Source organism: Micromonospora tarapacensis (assembly GCF_019697375.1).
GTDB lineage: Bacteria > Actinomycetota > Actinomycetes > Mycobacteriales > Micromonosporaceae > Micromonospora > Micromonospora tarapacensis.
The window spans coordinates 2311160-2325311 of the sequence record NZ_JAHCDI010000004.1 but is presented as its reverse complement, the minus strand read 5'-3'; the positions used below and the strand labels follow the sequence as shown (position 1 = coordinate 2325311).

Below are 14152 nucleotides of genomic sequence, written 5' to 3'. Positions count from 1 at the left end.
CCGCTCAGCCGGCGATCGCCGCCCGGGCCTCGGCGAGGGGCAACGGCGGGCTGTGGCTGGAGACGTACCAGCCGATGTCGTCGTCGAGCAGTCGGCCGACCAGGGCGAGGTCCGGTTCGTCCGCCGGCGTGCGCAGGTGCGCCGGCGGCGGATACCAGCTGTCACCGAGCAGCATGACCCCCGAGTCGGGTACCACCACGACGGTCGAGTCCGGGGCGTGCCGGCCGCCGACGTGGCGTACCAGCACGCCGGTGGGCAACTCCACCTCGTCGGTGAAGACGCGGGTGGGCGGCAGCACCCGCAACTCGTCCCAGGAGTCGACGGCGAGCGCACGGGCTCGGAAGCTCGGCCCGAGCCGGCGGTTGCGTAGCACCTCCTCGCGTAGGTAGCGGACGCTCCACGGCCGGGTCGCCTCGGCGCGCAGCAGCTCCGCGCCGCTGACGTGCCCGACGATCTCCACATCCGGCCACGCGCAGGCGCCCCAGACGTGGTCCCAGTGATGATGGGTGTAGACCAGCCAGCGGGGTGCGGGTAGACCGGCGGCGAGCAACGCGGCCTGGATCTCGCGGGCGTGCGACGGGCTCTGCCCCGCGTCCACCAGCACGCTGCCCCGCTCGTCGACGATCACCGCGACCCCGGCCTGCACCAGATCCGGATCGGGGTCACCCGGACAGAGCCACACCCGCCCGACAAGATGCTCGAACTCGACCACCACCGCACCCTAGCGCCCGCGCTCCCCGCCCGGGCCTCGGCGATCATGCAGTTGTGGCACTGGACGGATGGGGCGAATGCGGAGGAGTCAACGACCACAACTCCATGATCGCGGGGGCTGGGGTCAGAGGACGGCGACGACTGCGGCGTCGGCGGCGCCGCGCCAGAGGGTGCCGACCTCGGTGAATCCGGCGTCCTTGAGGGCGGTGAGGTGCCAGGAGGCCGGGGGAGTCCACTCCGGGCTGTGCCCCGACGGGTAGATGGCGTGGCGTTGCTCCACGAGTGGGCGCAGCGTCGGATCCTGCGCCGCCTGGTCCCACCACTGCGCCCAGGACAGCGTGGCACCCGCGGCGTGCCGCGCCGTGCGGTGTTGCGCTGCGCGGGCGAGCAGCCGCTTGGTCAACTCGGGCAGGTCGTCGTCGGGCATGTGGTCGGCGTTGACGAACAGACCGCCCGGCCGGAGCAGGTCGCGAATCTCCGTGTAGAGGGTGCTCAGTCGTTCCGCGGGCAGCCAGTGCAGCGCGGTGGCGGTGAGCACGGCGTCGTAGCGCCGGTGCGGCAGCGCGGTGGGCCAGTCCGGCCGGCTGAGATCCGCGGAGACGATGGTGGCCCGGTCGCCGAGGGAGGCGGTGGCGAGGGCGAGCAGGGCAGGGTCGAGGTCCACCAGGGTCACCTCGGCGTCGGGGAAGCGGCGCAGCGCCCGCAGCGAGATGGTGCCGGTGCCACCGGCGAGGTCGAGCAGTCGGGGCGACGCGGTCTCGCGGACGGCGTCGACCGCGTCGAGCATGGCGGTGAACCGGTGCTCCCGGTCCGGCAGGTACGCCTCCTGCTGCCGGTCCCAGCTTTCCTGCCAGGCGTCGGCATCGGCGATGTAAGGGGTCATGCCGAGCAGGCTAGTTACGTGGCAGCTTCCGTGTCCAGCCTTGTTGCCAATCTTTTGCAATTGCGCAAGGATGGCGTGGCGATGATCGGGTCGGGTCGGGTCGGCACTGCCGGTCCGACCCGGCCGCCGCTGCGAGGCGGTGCCATGATGTCCGTGGCGAGGGTAGGCCCCGCCGCGACGGACCTGGGAGCAAGATGGATCCGCAGCGCACCGCCGCGCACGAGATGTTCGACGCCGATGTCGCGTCCAACCGGCTCGGCATCGAGTTGCTCAGTGCCGCCGACGGCAACGCGGTGGCCCGGATGCGGATCACCGGCAGCATGGTCAACGGTCACCGGATCGCCCACGGCGGTTTCGTGTTCCTGCTGGCCGACACCGCCTTCGCGCTCGCCTGCAACAGTCACGGTCCGGCCACCGTCGCCGCCGGCGCCGACATCACCTTCGTCCGTCCGGCCCGCCAGGGCGACCTGCTGATCGCCCGGGCCGCCGAACGCACCCGGTACGGCCGCAGCGGCGTCTACGACGTCACGGTGAGCCGCGAGGGCGGGGAGGTGGTCGCGGAGTTCCGGGGGCACAGCCGGGTGCTCCGGCGCTCCAACGGCTCCGGGGACGACGCACCGGGGGAGCGGGACGACGGACCGGCCACCGTGGGCCGCGACTGACCCGGGCGGCCGGCGGGTGTCCCGCGCGTGCCGGCAGGGCGCCGCCGGCGGGGTCGGGCACCATGTCCCGATGGAACACGTCGTGCTCTTTCATTCCGTGTACGGGCTGCGGCCGGCCGTGTCGACGGCCGCCGACCGGCTGCGTGCCGCCGGGCACCAGGTGCACACGCCCGACCTGTACGGCGTACCCGCCGTCGGCAGCGTCGAGGAGGGATTCGCCCTGCTGGACCGGATCGGCCAGCAGACCGTTCTCGACCGGGCCCGCGCGGCGCTCGACGGGCTGCCGCCCGGCACCGTGCTCGGCGGGTTCTCGATGGGCGCCGGAGTGGCCGGCGCGATGCTGGCCGAGCGCCCCGGCACCGCCGGGCTGCTCCTGTTGCACGGCACCGGTGCTTCCCCGGCCGCGGTCCGCCCCGGCCTGCGGGTCCACCTGCACCTCGCCGACCCGGACGCCTACGACCCGCCCGACGAGGTCGACCAGTGGCAGCGGGAGATGACCGCCGCCGGGGCCGACCTCGTGGTGCACCGCTACCCCGGAGCGGGGCACCTCTTCACCGATCCGACCGTCGCCGACCACGATCCGGTCGCCGCCGAGCTGACCTGGGGCCGGGTCCTGGCGTTCCTGGCCCGTTCCTGAGCCGGCGGCCCGTGGCCGGCAACCGGTGGCGCGCCGGCGCCGGCGGCTCGCGGCGGCGGCCGTCGCCGATCCCCGCCCGGGCCCGGAGCAGCCGGCCCGGGCCCGCCTCCGGCGACGCGCCGGTGCCGGCCCGGTAGGTGAAGACGGCGCGCACGGCCCGGGGCAGCCGGGCGCAGGCGACGAGCCGCACCACCGGGTCGGCGAGGTCGTGCCCGCCGGACGGTAGCGGCACGAGCAGGCCGGAATTGGTCAGGGCGGCCAGCTCCGCGTGGGCCCGGGCGGCCGGCCAGTGCAGAACGCGGGCCAGTTCCGCCGCGGTGCAGCCCGGCGGCAGTGCGGCGGCGGCCATCAGGGCCGCCCGCCGCGTACCGTCGAGACGGTCCAGCCGGGCGTCGACGACCCGCCGGACGCTCTCCGGGACCGGCAGCTGCGCCGGAGAGTCCCCGGTGAGCGAGCGCACGTAGGCCACCGCGTGCCCGGGGTTGCCGCCGGCCAGGGGATCAACCGCGCCGCCAGACCGGCGGGCTGCCCGGCCCGGCGCAGCAGCGACCGGAGCAGCCGGCCGGTCGTCACCGCGTCGAGCGGACGCAGCCGCACCCGGGCCGTCGGCCGGGCGGGGTCGCCGGTGTCCTGGGCGCCGGTAGCGACCAGCACCAGCGGCAGGCCGGCCGCGCCGGCCTGTTCGACCAGGATGTCCAGGTTGCGGCGCAGCGCCGGCGCCGAGCGGTCGAGGTCGTCCACGGCCACCACCACCGGTTGCCGCCGCGCCAGGCTCAGCAGCACCTCTCGCCAGCACACCACCGCCCGGGCGGCCGCCGCGGTGCCGGTCGCACCGAGCAGATCCTCCACCGTGTTCAGTGCCGGGACGAGCCGATCCGCGGGCACCAGTGCGCCGAGGGCGGTGGCCAGCCGGCCGCGTACCGCGTCGGGGGTGGCGGCGACGGGTGCCTCGGTGAGGCCGCGGACCAGGTCCGCGACGGGCTCCAGCGGCCCGTCCGGGTAGGGCGGGCACGCCGCCAGACACCACCGCACCGGGGCGCCGTCCACCGTGGGCGTCGTCCGGGCCAGCTCCCGCAGGAGGCGGGTGCGCCCGCTACCGGCCGGACCGAGAAGCAGCAGGCGCCGCTCGCCGCGGCCGCGCACCGCCTCGACGAGTTGCTCCCGGGCGGTGGCGAGTTCCCGTCGCCGGCCGAGCAGCGGGCCGTCGTGGTCCGATGGTCGGGGCCGCAGGGTGCCGGTGGCATGCCAGACGTCGACCGGCAGCGTCTTGCCGGTCACCGTCACCGCGGGTGCCCGGCGCTGCGCGATCAGCCCGGAGACGGCCCGGTGGGTGGCCGGGCAGACCGCCACCCCGCCGGGCGGGGCGTACTCCTGCAGCCGGGCGGCGAGGGTGATGACCGCGCCGCTGGCCATGCCGTGCCCGCCCTGGTGGCTGGCCGCGAGGTCGACCACCGCCTCGCCGGTGGCCACTCCGACCCGCACCCGCAGGCCGGGCGCCGAGGCGAGCGGGCGTCGGTCGAGCGCCCGCTGGATCTCCAGCCCGGCCCGCACCGCCCGGTACGCCTCCCACCCGTCCCCGGAGCGCGCGCCGAACAGGGCCATCACGGCGTCGCCGACGTATTTCTCCACCGCGCCGTTCCACCGTCGCAGCACCCCGGCGACCGCGCCGAAGTAGGCCCGCTGCAGGGCCCGGACGTCCTCCGGGTCGAGCCGGTCGACCAGCCGGGTCGAGCCGACGATGTCGACGAAGAGGACGGTGACCGTCCGCCTCTCCTCGGCCACCGGCCAGCCCACCCGCCCGGCGGACCCGGGAACCGTGACCACAGACCTGGGCATGGCGATCGCACCCGCCTCTCCCCCCGTGCGTCCCGACGATGTGCGGAGCCTGTCACCCCCGGTCTGACGGCGGATCGGCAGAACGACGTATGTCGGCCGGACGCAACCTTTGGTCGCAATGTCGACGCGATGAGGAGGAACGACGACAGACGGCGGTAGAACGGGGACGGTGCCTGTGACTAGGCTGCGAGCCATGGCCAGCGACGTGGACACCACACCGCTCGTCGGTCGGGCCGACCTGGTCGCGACGGTGCGTGCCGCGCTGCTCGACGATGTGGCGCCGGGCCACACGGCGGCGGTGTTCCTGACCGGTGAGAGTGGTGTGGGCAAGACCCGGCTGTTGCGCGAGATCGGCGAGCGGCTCCGCGGCGCGGGTGCCCTGGTGCTCACCGGTTCCTGTCTGGACATCGGCGACGCCTCGCCGTTGCACCCGGTGCGGCAGGCGCTGCGCCGCCTCGACGCCGATCTCGCCCCACCGGCCGCCGCGTCGGTCCGCGCCCTGCTCGCCGTGTTCGCCGAGGACCGGGCCGGTCCGGACGGCGCGGGCGCGCTGCTGGAACGGGTCTCGCGCGGGTTGAGCGTGATCGCCGGGGGACGCCCGCTCGTCCTCGTCCTGGACGACCTGCAGTGGGTCGACCGGACAACCCGCCAGTTGCTGCTCTACCTGCTCGCCGGTCTCGGCGATCTGCAGCTGTCGGTGCTGGCGGCGGTGCGCTCCGAGTCCCTGCAGGGGGCACATCCACTGCGCCGGGTGCTCACCGAGTTGCGCCGGCTGCGCTCCGTGCGGGTGCTCGACCTGGCCCCGCTGGACCGGGCGGGCACCGCACAACTCGCCGCGGCGGTGATGCGCCGGCCGCTCGCGTCGGACGCGGCCGAGCAACTGTGGCAGCGCAGCGGCGGCAACCCGTTCGTGGTCGAGGAACTCTCCCGGGATCTGCGTGACGGTCGTGACGGGGTCTCCGACACCCTGCGCGAGGTCTTCCTGGCCCGGGTGGACGCCCTGCCGCAGCCCGCCCACCGGGCCGTGCACGCCGTCGCCGCCGGGGTGGAACCGGTCGAACACCGGCTGCTGGCCCGGGTGGTCGAGCTGCCGGAGCACGACCTGCTCGACGCGGTCCGGGCGGCGGTCTCCCACCGGCTGTTGGTCGGTTCCCACGACGGCTACCGGCTGCGCCACCGGCTCGTCGGCGAGGTGCTGGAGAAGGAGCTGCTGCCCGCCGAGCGGGCCGCGCTGCACCGCCGCTACGCCCAGGCGCTCACCTCGGCCCCCGCGGAGCTGCACCAGGCCCGGCTGGCCCACCACTGGCGGCTGGCCGGCGAGCCGGAGCGGGCGCTGCCGGCGGCGGTGGCCGCCGCGGAGGAGGCGGAGCGGCTGTACGGCTACGCCGAGGCGCACCGGCACTGGTCGGTGGCGCTGCAGCTGGCCGACGGGCGGCCCGGTGCCGACCGGGCCACCCTGCTCGGCCGTGCGGCCGAGGCCGCCCACCACTGCGGTGAGTACGCCCGGGCGCTGGCCCTGCTGGAGGAGCTGGCCGGCGCCGACACCGGCCTTCCGGTCTGCGAGCTGCACGTCCGGCGGGCCCGTTACCTGGCCGCGGCCGGCCGGTCGGCCCTGGCCGAGGTGGAGTACCAGCAGGCGCTCGACGCCGCCGACTGCACCCCGGCAGCGGGCCACCGCGGCGGCCCGCCTGGCGGAGCTGTTGTTGCAGCTCGGGCGGTACGCCGACGCGGGCCTGCGGGCGGGGGAGGCGCTGACCCTGGCCGAACAGGTGGACGGAGCCACCACGGAGGTGGTCCTGGCCAGCGCGGCGCTGGGCTTCTCGCAGGCGTACCGCCAGGATCCGGATGCGGGTCTGGCGGTGTTGCGCCGGGCCCTGGCCACCGCAGAACGCGCCGGTCGCCCGGAGGATGTCGCCCTGGCCTACCTGCACCTGGCCGAGCTGCTCACCGGGCCGCTGAACATCCTCGAGGAGGGGGTGGTGGTGGCCCGCCGGGGTGCCGAGCGGGTGGCCGAGCTGGGGTTGGGTCGTTCCTACGAGACCCGGCTGCTGGCCATCGCCACCAACGGCCTGTTCCGGGTGGGGCAGTGGGCCGAGGCGGAGAAGGTCGTCGCGGCGGCGCTGCGACACCGCCCCTCCGGCGCGGATGCGGTCGAGTTGCTGCTGGCCCGCTGCCGGCTCTCGGTCGGCTACGGCGACGTCGAGGCGGCCGACCGGGACCTGGACGCGGTGGCGACCATCCTGGCCGGCGGCGGGGCGCGGCACGTCATCCCGCTGCTCACGCTGCGTGCCGGGCTGGCCATGTGGCAGGGGCGGCACGAGGTGGCCCGGCACGCCGTGCAGCGGGGTCTGACCGAGACCCGCTCCGACGACCTGGTCATCCTCGCCGTGCTGGTCTGGCACGGCCTGCGCGCCGAGGCGGAGGCGCAGGCCAGCCGGGCCGTGGCGGTGGACGACAACGCGGTGCGTCGGCTGCGGGAGATCGCCGACCGGGTGGCCGGCCGGAGCGAGCGCGCGGCCCGGCCGGTGCGCTACGTGGTCGACGGGTACCTCGCCCTGTGCGCGGCCGAGGTGAGCCGGCTCGACAGCAGCGACCCGGAGCTGTGGGGGCGGGCCGCCGCGGAGTGGGACCATCGCAACCACCCGTACCCGGCGGCGTACTCGCGGTTGCGTCAGGCCGAGGCGCTGCTGGCGCGGCGCCGCCGGACTGCCACCGCCGCCAAGCTGCTCCGCCGGGCGTACCAGATGGCGCAGGGGCTCGGCGCGGTGCCGTTGACCGACGAGATCCGCACTCTCGCGGGGCGGGCCCGGGTCTCCCTGGAGGAGCGTGGCCCGGTGGGCGCTGCGGCGACGGCCGGGCCGGGCGGCGAGGAACTCGCCGCGCTGACCGTCCGGGAACGCGAGGTGCTGGCCGCGGTGGCCGAGGGGCTGACCAACAAGGAGATCGGCCAGCGGCTGTTCATCAGCGAGCGGACGATCGGTGTCCACGTCTCGCACATCTTCGACAAGCTCCAGGTGCGCACCCGCGTACAGGCGAGCGCCATCTTCCTGCGTAGCCGCGGGCAGGTGTCGGATACGTAGTTCTACTGATGTCCACCGGGGTGGTGCCTGAGAGGCTGGGCCCGGCGTCGCAACGGCACGACGGCGTCGGCGAGCAGCCTGGAGGGGACATGAGCGAGCAGGGCGAGGTTGGCGAACCGGTCTGGGGGCCGGTGCAACGGGACATCGTCGACCTGCTCGCCGATCACCCGACCGACGTGCCCGCCGTGGTCGACCACCTGACCAAGCTGCAGGACATGCTGGTCCGCCTGCCTCCGTTGCTGGACAGCTGTCCGCTGGCCGACTTCAACAAGCTCTATCTCACCATCACCACCAGCGTGCTGGACGGGCTCTACGCCGACCGGTTCGCCGACCCGGTCTTCCTGTCCCGGCTGGATGTGGAGTTCGCCGCCCGGTACTTCGACGCGTTGCGGCTGTGGAGCGATTCCAGCCCCAGCACGCCGCGGGCCTGGGCCTGCCTGTTCGAGCGGATGCGTGGCCCGGACGCCCGTCCGCTGCCCTCGGCGGCGGCGGGTGTGAACGCGCACATCAACTTCGACCTGCCGTTCGCGCTGGTGACCACGTTCGACCACCTGGAGTCCGAGCCGGTCGACGGCAGCGATCAGCACCGCGACTACCTGGAGATCAACAAGATCTTCGCCGACAAGATCCCTGGCCTGCGCCGGGGCTATCTCGAGCAGTGGCAACTGCTCATCGACATGCTCAACGGCGACATCGACGACTGGTACCAGGGTGAGCTGATCGGGTACACGCGGGATGTCGCCTGGCGCAACGCGCAGCGGGTCTGGCGGTGTCGGCACGACCCGCACCTGCACGAGCGTGAGCGCAGGCGGCTCGACGACACCGCCGCCGCGCTCGGTCGGTTGCTGCTGTCGCCCCTCGGGGCGTTCCTGCAGTAGCCGGTACGGGGTTCCCGCGCTCCGCCACGGGGGCGGAGCGCGGGGACATCCGACCCGCCCGGGCGGCATCGCCCGGAGGGTGACCACGGGGATCAGGGGCCGGCCGGCCCGGGGGTGTCGGCCGGCCCTTGCGGGGTACGCCGCCGCCATGACCGCTGTGTCCCGGCGCCGTCCCGCCACCCGGCCCCGACCGCGTCCCGCCGCTCCGCCTCGCCCCGCGCGGCCGGGAGACCGCGCCGGCCGGGGAGCCCGGGGATGAACGGACGACTCTTCGACTTCCGGTTCGACCCACCGCTGCGCCCGTTGCTGGCCCTGCTCGGGGTCCGGCCGTCGACAGCCTGGGTGCGGGTCGACGCCGCCGATCTGGCGGTTCGGTTCGGGCCGTGGCGCCTGCGTACCGGCCGGGAGAACGTCGCCGGCGTGGAACTGGGTGGTCCGTACCGCTGGTGGCGGGCGATCGGTCCGCATCTGTCCGGTGCGGACCGGGGGGTCACCTTCGGTAGCAGCACCGTGGCCGGGCTCTGTGTGCGTTTCGTCCGGCCGGTGCCCGCCCTGCTGCCCGGGGACTGGCTGCGGCACCCCGGGATGACGGTCACCGTGGTCGACCCCGCCGTCCTGGCCCGGGTGCTGACGGCGCCGGGCGGCGGCTGAGCGAGCGGCCGGTCCGGCCCCGGCCCAGGTGGGGCGACGGCCGGGCCGGCACGGCGGGCAACGGCCGTTTCCGGCGAGGTGGCGTCCGACCACCACCTACGGTCGGTTCAACAACGGCGAGGGCGGGGGCATGGGGGACGGGACCAGGGGGCGACGAGGCCGGGAACGCCGTCGTCCGGCGCCCGGGGCGCCCGAGCCCGCGCTGCGCGCCGCGCGGGACCCGACCCACAAGGGCGAGCGGGCGGGCCGGGCGGTCACCGTTCCCGAGCAGGTGGCGGTCCCGGCGGGCCCGGTCCGGCCGGAGAGTCGGCTGCGCCGCTGGCTGTTCGTCCACCAGGTGCAGCCGGTCGGCCCGGAGACCGCCGAGGGGCAGGCCCGGTCGCACGCCTGGTGGCGGGTGATGTGCCTGACCGGCGTGGACTACTTCTCCACCCTTTCGTACCTGCCGGGCATCGCGGCGCTGGCCGCCGGGGCGCTGTCCCCGGCGGCGACGTTGCTGATCGTGGTGCTGACCCTGTTCGGGATGCTGCCGATGTACCGTCGGGTGGCCCGGGACAGCCCGCACGGCCAGGGCTCGGTGGCGATGCTGGAGCGGTTGTTGCCGTTCTGGCGCGGCAAGATATTCGTGCTGGTGCTGCTCGGTTTCGTCGCCACCTCGTGGATCGTCACGATCACCCTCTCGTCGGCCGACGCGACGGTGCACATGCTGCAGAACCCGTACCTGCCGGAGGCGTTCGGCGGGACCGCCGTCGCGGTCGCCGTCACCGTGCTGTTGCTGCTGATCCTCGGTGGGGTGTTCCTGCTCGGCTTCCGGGAGGCGGTGGCCGTGGCCGTCCCGCTCGTCGCCGCGTTCCTGGTGCTGAACGCGGTGATCGTGGGGGTGTCGTTTGTCGAACTCGTCGGTGATCGGCGCACGCTGGCGGACTGGACGGCGGCGCTGACCGCGAGTGGTGGGCCGGGCCAGGTGGCGCTGACCGCAGCGCTGGCGTTTCCGCTGCTGGTGCTCGGCCTGTCCGGCTTCGAGACCGGGGTGAGCATGATGCCGCTGGTCGCCGGCGACGGGCCGGACGCATCGGCCAGGTTGGCCGCGCGGATCCGCAACACCCGGCGGCTGCTCACCGTGGCCGCGTTGATCATGTCGATCTACCTGCTCTCGACCACCTTCGTCACCACGGTGCTCGTCCCACCGGAGGAGTTCGCACCGGGCGGCGCGGCGAACGGGCGGGCGCTGGCCTATCTCGCCCACGAGCACGTCGGTGAGGCGTTCGGCACCGTCTACGACGTGAGCAGCGTGCTGATCCTCTGGTTCGCCGGTGCGTCGGCGATGGCCGGGCTGATCAACATCGTGCCGCGGTACCTGCCGTCCTACGGCATGGCACCGGAGTGGGCGCGGGCGGTGCGCCCCGTGGTGATCGTTTACACGCTGGTCTGCATCCTGCTGACCGTCGTGTTCCGCGCCGACGTCGACGCGCAGGCAGGAGCGTACGCCACCGGGATCCTGGCGATGATGGTCTCCGCCGCGGTGGCGGTGGCGATCGCCGCGGCCGGCCGGCGGCAGCGTGGCGTCGCGGTCGGCTTCACCGTGCTCACCCTCGTCCTGCTGTACGCGCTGGTCGAGAACGTGATCGAGAAGCCGGACGGGATCGCCATCTCCGGGCTGTTCATCCTCGGCATCATCGTGGTCTCACTGGTGTCGCGGGTCACCCGGACCACGGAACTGCGGGCGGAGCGGGTCGAGTTCGACGATGCGGCACGGCGGTTCATCGCTGATTCGGTGGGCCACGACGGTCGGCTGCACCTGATCGCGAACAAGCGGCACAGCGGTGCCGTCAAGGAGTACACCATCAAGGAGCGCGCCCAGCGCGGGCTGAACCCGGTGCCGGGCGGGACCGACGTGCTCTTCCTGGAGGTCGACGTGGTCGATCCGTCGGGGTTCCGCCACGTGCTGCGGGTCTGCGGTGTCGAGGTGGGCGGCTACCGGGTGCTGCGGGCCAGCAGCCCGGCGGCGCCCAACGCGATCGCCGCGATCCTGCTGGCGTTGCGGGACGCCACCGGGATCCGCCCGCACGCGCACTTCGAGTGGTCGGAGGGGAACCCGATCGCGCACCTGCTGCGGTATCTCATCCTGGGCCGGGGGGACACTCCGCCGGTGGTTCGGGAGATCCTGCGCAAGTCGGAGCCCGATCCGGCCCGCCGGCCGGGCATCCACGTCGGCGGGTGAGACGGTCCGCATCGGGGGACATGAAGGCGAATGGCGTACTTATTCACGTATGACGGATTTGGGTAATTTATCGCCGTACGGTGACCTCTGGTGGGCTGAGGCGACGTCAGCCACCCCGCGCCCGGTTGGGTGTGGCCGTGTTTTCGCATGCACGAGAGGCAGGAACCCTGATGTCCACGTACCAAGGGAGCCGTGGGTCCACCCGACCCGGCCGGCGATCCCGGTGGTTGCTGGCCGGTGGCCTGGTGGCCGGCAGCCTGGTGGCCGGAGCGGCGGGCCTGACCGCCGTGACCGCCTCGGCCGCCGACCGCGACCCGGCGGTGCCGAGCCCGGCCCAGCCCGCCGGGATGTTGCAGCACGATGTGCCCGGGCTCGACGGGACACCGCAACGCCGGGGCGCCGACCCGCAGCGTCCCGAGTGGCGGCACGACGCCTCCGCCGACCCGGCCGACCGGCCCGCCGGCCGAAACGGCCGCCCGCCGCAGGGTATGGCGGTGCGGGTGCCCTGCGACCCCGCCCGGCTCATCGCGGCGCTGGTGCGGGTGAACGCCGAGGGCGGCGGCACCCTGCGACTGGCGGAGAAGTGCACCTACCAGCTGACCCACGCCTTCCAGCAGGTCGACGAGTACGACGGGGGGATCCGCGACGCGCGGGAAGCCGCCGATGCCGCCGAGAATCCGGGCGACGCCGAGGCGCCGCCGCGTAACCCCGCGGACGACAAGGCCGGCCTGCCCGTGATCTACCACGGGATCACCATCGAGGGCGCGGACGCGACCATCGTCCGAGCCGTGCACGCCGACGAGTTCCGGTTCTTCACGGTCCGTGACGGTGGCGAGTTGACCCTGAAAGACGTCACCCTGCGCAACGGCCGGTCGGCGGCGGAGGGCGGCAGCATCCACATCGTGCACGGTGCGACCGCGGTCGTCGAGGGGGTCACCGTCATCGGCAGCACCTCCCGGTCGGCGGAGGGCGGCGGCGGTGCCATCTTCAACGACGGCAACCTGCTGATCAGCGACAGCAAGCTGATCGGCAACCGGGCCGCCGGCGCCCAGGGCAAGGGCGGGGGCCTGCTCAACGGTGGTGTGATGACCATGCACCGCACCGAGTTCCGGCACAACAGTGCGGTCAGCTACGGCGGTGGCCTGGCGAACTTCCGAGCCGCCGGAGACGTCTACTCCTCGGCCTTCGTGCAGAACAATGCCGGCCAGGGCGGCGGTCTGGCCAGCTTCTCCGCCCGTACCAAGGTCTTCGACAGCCTTGTCGCCGACAACAGCGCCGAGGTCGGCGGTGGCCTGGCGAACTCCGACGCGGTGCTCGTGCTCCGGCAGTTGACCGTGCGGGACAACGTCGCCAGCGTCTCCGGCGGCGGCATCTCCACCTTCCAGGGGCTGATGCCGGTGGACGACAGCGTGATCAGGGGCAACACCACCCGTGGCAACGGCGGCGGCATCCACAGCGAGAGGTCCAACCTGCTGGTACGCGGCAGCGACGTCGAGGGCAACGACGCGGTCGGCAAGCAGTCCCAGGGCGCGGGCCTGTTCGTGACGGCCGGCTCCACCTCGCTCTACCGGAGCCGGGTGACGGGCAACCAGGCCACCGTGAAGGCGGGCGGAATACAGGCCGAGCGGGCCCAGGTCAAGATCGATGCCGAGAGCATCGTCATCGAGAACAACCCCACCAACTGCGAGGGAAGCAAGGTGCCGGTGGCCCACTGCTTCCGCTGAGCGGCGCGGCCGTCACGGTGCGCCCGGCCTCTGCCTCCGGTCCTGCCGACCGGTGGCGGTAGGGCCGGGCGCACCCGCCGTACGTCGACGGACTCGGACGGCCGCACGGACCGTCACCGAACCGTCCTCAACCTTCCGTCCGGCCCGACAGCGGGGGCCGGCCGCGGTGCGCGAGCGCCACCCGGTTCAGGTTGGTGGGGCTCACTGGGAGGGCTGCGGCAGTTCGCAGTCGACCTGCGGGTTCGCGCCGATGTAGTTGAGCGGTCCGGCGACGATGGTCACCAGGATGGTGCCGAACTCGGCGCAGTTGGTCTCCTCGTCGCTGTAGTAACCGCGCTGTCCGGCGGCGATGGCACCGATGACGAGCCAGATCACGACGAGAACACCGAATATCGACGTGCCACGCATGGCTTCCTCCACAGGGTCGGGGTGGGTTGCAAGGTGTGGGGCCTTGTACCCAACCGGGCCGAGCGGCTAACGGAGGCCGGCGCGACAGCGGTGCCTCGGGTCGCCCCGCAGTGCCGTTGCCGGCACCGGCGCCCCGGGCGCGGAGGTCATGCGCCCGGGGCGCCGGTGTGGACTGCCCATCCGGGCAGTCCACGCCCCGGCGGTCAAACGTTCTCGTCGGCCTGGGTGGCCAGCACCTTCGCCTGCTGGGGCCAGGTGACGAGGCTGGCGGTGGCACGCAGCCCGGCGCCCTTGATGGTTTCCCGCAGCGCGGCCTCGTCCAACTCGGCCAGTTGCCGGTAGGTCCGGATGCCCGCGTCGTGCAGCGCGGCCGCCATCTTCGGCCCGACACCCTGGATGCGCCGGAAGTCGTCCGGTGCGGCGCCAACCGCGGCCGGCTCGGCCGGCTCGGCGTCGGCCGG

10 protein-coding genes and 2 pseudogenes are annotated in these 14152 nt (G+C 74.0%); 7 read left to right on the top strand and 5 right to left on the bottom strand.

Annotated features, from left to right (window positions below; all coding sequences use genetic code 11):
* Window positions 1–4: 4 nt before the first annotated feature.
* Both KIF24_RS16470 and KIF24_RS16465 read right to left on the bottom strand, forming a co-directional pair.
* Entirely contained in the window at window positions 5–712 is a 708-nt protein-coding gene (locus KIF24_RS16470) for an MBL fold metallo-hydrolase (RefSeq protein ID WP_331461158.1), read from the bottom strand.
* A 123-nt stretch (window positions 713–835) separates the two neighbouring features.
* A complete protein-coding gene (locus KIF24_RS16465; protein WP_221084794.1) occupies window positions 836–1594 on the bottom strand; it encodes a class I SAM-dependent methyltransferase in 759 nt (252 codons plus the stop codon).
* Between the two features lie 194 nt (window positions 1595–1788).
* Between KIF24_RS16465 and paaI the strand changes: the two are divergent.
* Both paaI and KIF24_RS16455 read left to right on the top strand, forming a co-directional pair.
* Window positions 1789–2181: pseudogene (gene paaI, locus KIF24_RS16460) on the top strand (hydroxyphenylacetyl-CoA thioesterase PaaI); the annotation flags it as partial.
* 145 nt (window positions 2182–2326) lie between these two features.
* The gene (locus KIF24_RS16455) at window positions 2327–2893 is read left to right on the top strand and encodes a dienelactone hydrolase family protein (protein ID WP_221084793.1); all 567 of its coding nucleotides are present in this window, start codon (window positions 2327–2329) and stop codon (window positions 2891–2893) included.
* A gap of 348 nt (window positions 2894–3241) precedes the next feature.
* On the opposite strand, the gene KIF24_RS16450 is transcribed toward KIF24_RS16455, so the two are convergent.
* Window positions 3242–4729 (bottom strand): adenylate/guanylate cyclase domain-containing protein, encoded by a 1488-nt coding sequence (locus KIF24_RS16450; RefSeq protein WP_221084792.1) that lies wholly within the window; start codon window positions 4727–4729, stop codon window positions 3242–3244.
* Between the two features lie 193 nt (window positions 4730–4922).
* On the opposite strand from KIF24_RS16450, the pseudogene KIF24_RS16445 reads away from it, so the two are divergent.
* The 5 genes and pseudogenes from KIF24_RS16445 (at window position 4923) to KIF24_RS16425 (ending at window position 13283) form a co-directional block, all read left to right on the top strand.
* Window positions 4923–7809: pseudogene (locus KIF24_RS16445) on the top strand (helix-turn-helix transcriptional regulator).
* An 89-nt stretch (window positions 7810–7898) separates the two neighbouring features.
* A complete protein-coding gene (locus KIF24_RS16440) occupies window positions 7899–8687 on the top strand; it encodes a DUF5995 family protein (RefSeq protein ID WP_221084791.1) in 789 nt (262 codons plus the stop codon).
* A gap of 255 nt (window positions 8688–8942) precedes the next feature.
* Window positions 8943–9338 carry a hypothetical protein gene (locus KIF24_RS16435; protein WP_221084790.1) on the top strand — a complete coding sequence of 132 codons (396 nt, stop codon included), beginning with the start codon at window positions 8943–8945 and terminating at the stop codon, window positions 9336–9338.
* A gap of 130 nt (window positions 9339–9468) precedes the next feature.
* On the top strand, window positions 9469–11559 hold the full coding sequence (locus tag KIF24_RS16430) for an APC family permease (protein WP_221084789.1): 2091 nt from the start codon (window positions 9469–9471) through the stop codon (window positions 11557–11559).
* Between the two features lie 170 nt (window positions 11560–11729).
* Window positions 11730–13283 (top strand): hypothetical protein, encoded by a 1554-nt coding sequence (locus KIF24_RS16425; protein WP_221084788.1) that lies wholly within the window; start codon window positions 11730–11732, stop codon window positions 13281–13283.
* A 201-nt stretch (window positions 13284–13484) separates the two neighbouring features.
* On the opposite strand, the gene KIF24_RS16420 is transcribed toward KIF24_RS16425, so the two are convergent.
* Together KIF24_RS16420 and KIF24_RS32955 are read right to left on the bottom strand one after the other, a co-directional pair.
* On the bottom strand, window positions 13485–13691 hold the full coding sequence (locus tag KIF24_RS16420) for a hypothetical protein (RefSeq protein ID WP_221084787.1): 207 nt from the start codon (window positions 13689–13691) through the stop codon (window positions 13485–13487).
* 203 nt (window positions 13692–13894) lie between these two features.
* Window positions 13895–14068 (bottom strand): hypothetical protein, encoded by a 174-nt coding sequence (locus KIF24_RS32955; RefSeq protein WP_230415671.1) that lies wholly within the window; start codon window positions 14066–14068, stop codon window positions 13895–13897.
* Window positions 14069–14152: the final 84 nt, after the last annotated feature.

Bases quoted from the DNA above. Each gene is read 5' to 3' on its own strand.
- KIF24_RS16450 (WP_221084792.1), bottom strand. From the start codon at position 4,729: ATGCCCAGGTCTGTGGTCACGGTTCCCGGGTCCGCCGGGCGGGTGGGC.
- KIF24_RS32955 (WP_230415671.1), bottom strand. From the start codon at position 14,068: ATGGCGGCCGCGCTGCACGACGCGGGCATCCGGACCTACCGGCAACTG.
- KIF24_RS16455 (WP_221084793.1), top strand. From the start codon at position 2,327: ATGGAACACGTCGTGCTCTTTCATTCCGTGTACGGGCTGCGGCCGGCC.
- KIF24_RS16420 (WP_221084787.1), bottom strand. From the start codon at position 13,691: ATGCGTGGCACGTCGATATTCGGTGTTCTCGTCGTGATCTGGCTCGTC.
- KIF24_RS16440 (WP_221084791.1), top strand. From the start codon at position 7,899: ATGAGCGAGCAGGGCGAGGTTGGCGAACCGGTCTGGGGGCCGGTGCAA.
- KIF24_RS16430 (WP_221084789.1), top strand. From the start codon at position 9,469: ATGGGGGACGGGACCAGGGGGCGACGAGGCCGGGAACGCCGTCGTCCG.
- KIF24_RS16435 (WP_221084790.1), top strand. From the start codon at position 8,943: ATGAACGGACGACTCTTCGACTTCCGGTTCGACCCACCGCTGCGCCCG.
- KIF24_RS16465 (WP_221084794.1), bottom strand. From the start codon at position 1,594: ATGACCCCTTACATCGCCGATGCCGACGCCTGGCAGGAAAGCTGGGAC.
- KIF24_RS16425 (WP_221084788.1), top strand. From the start codon at position 11,730: ATGTCCACGTACCAAGGGAGCCGTGGGTCCACCCGACCCGGCCGGCGA.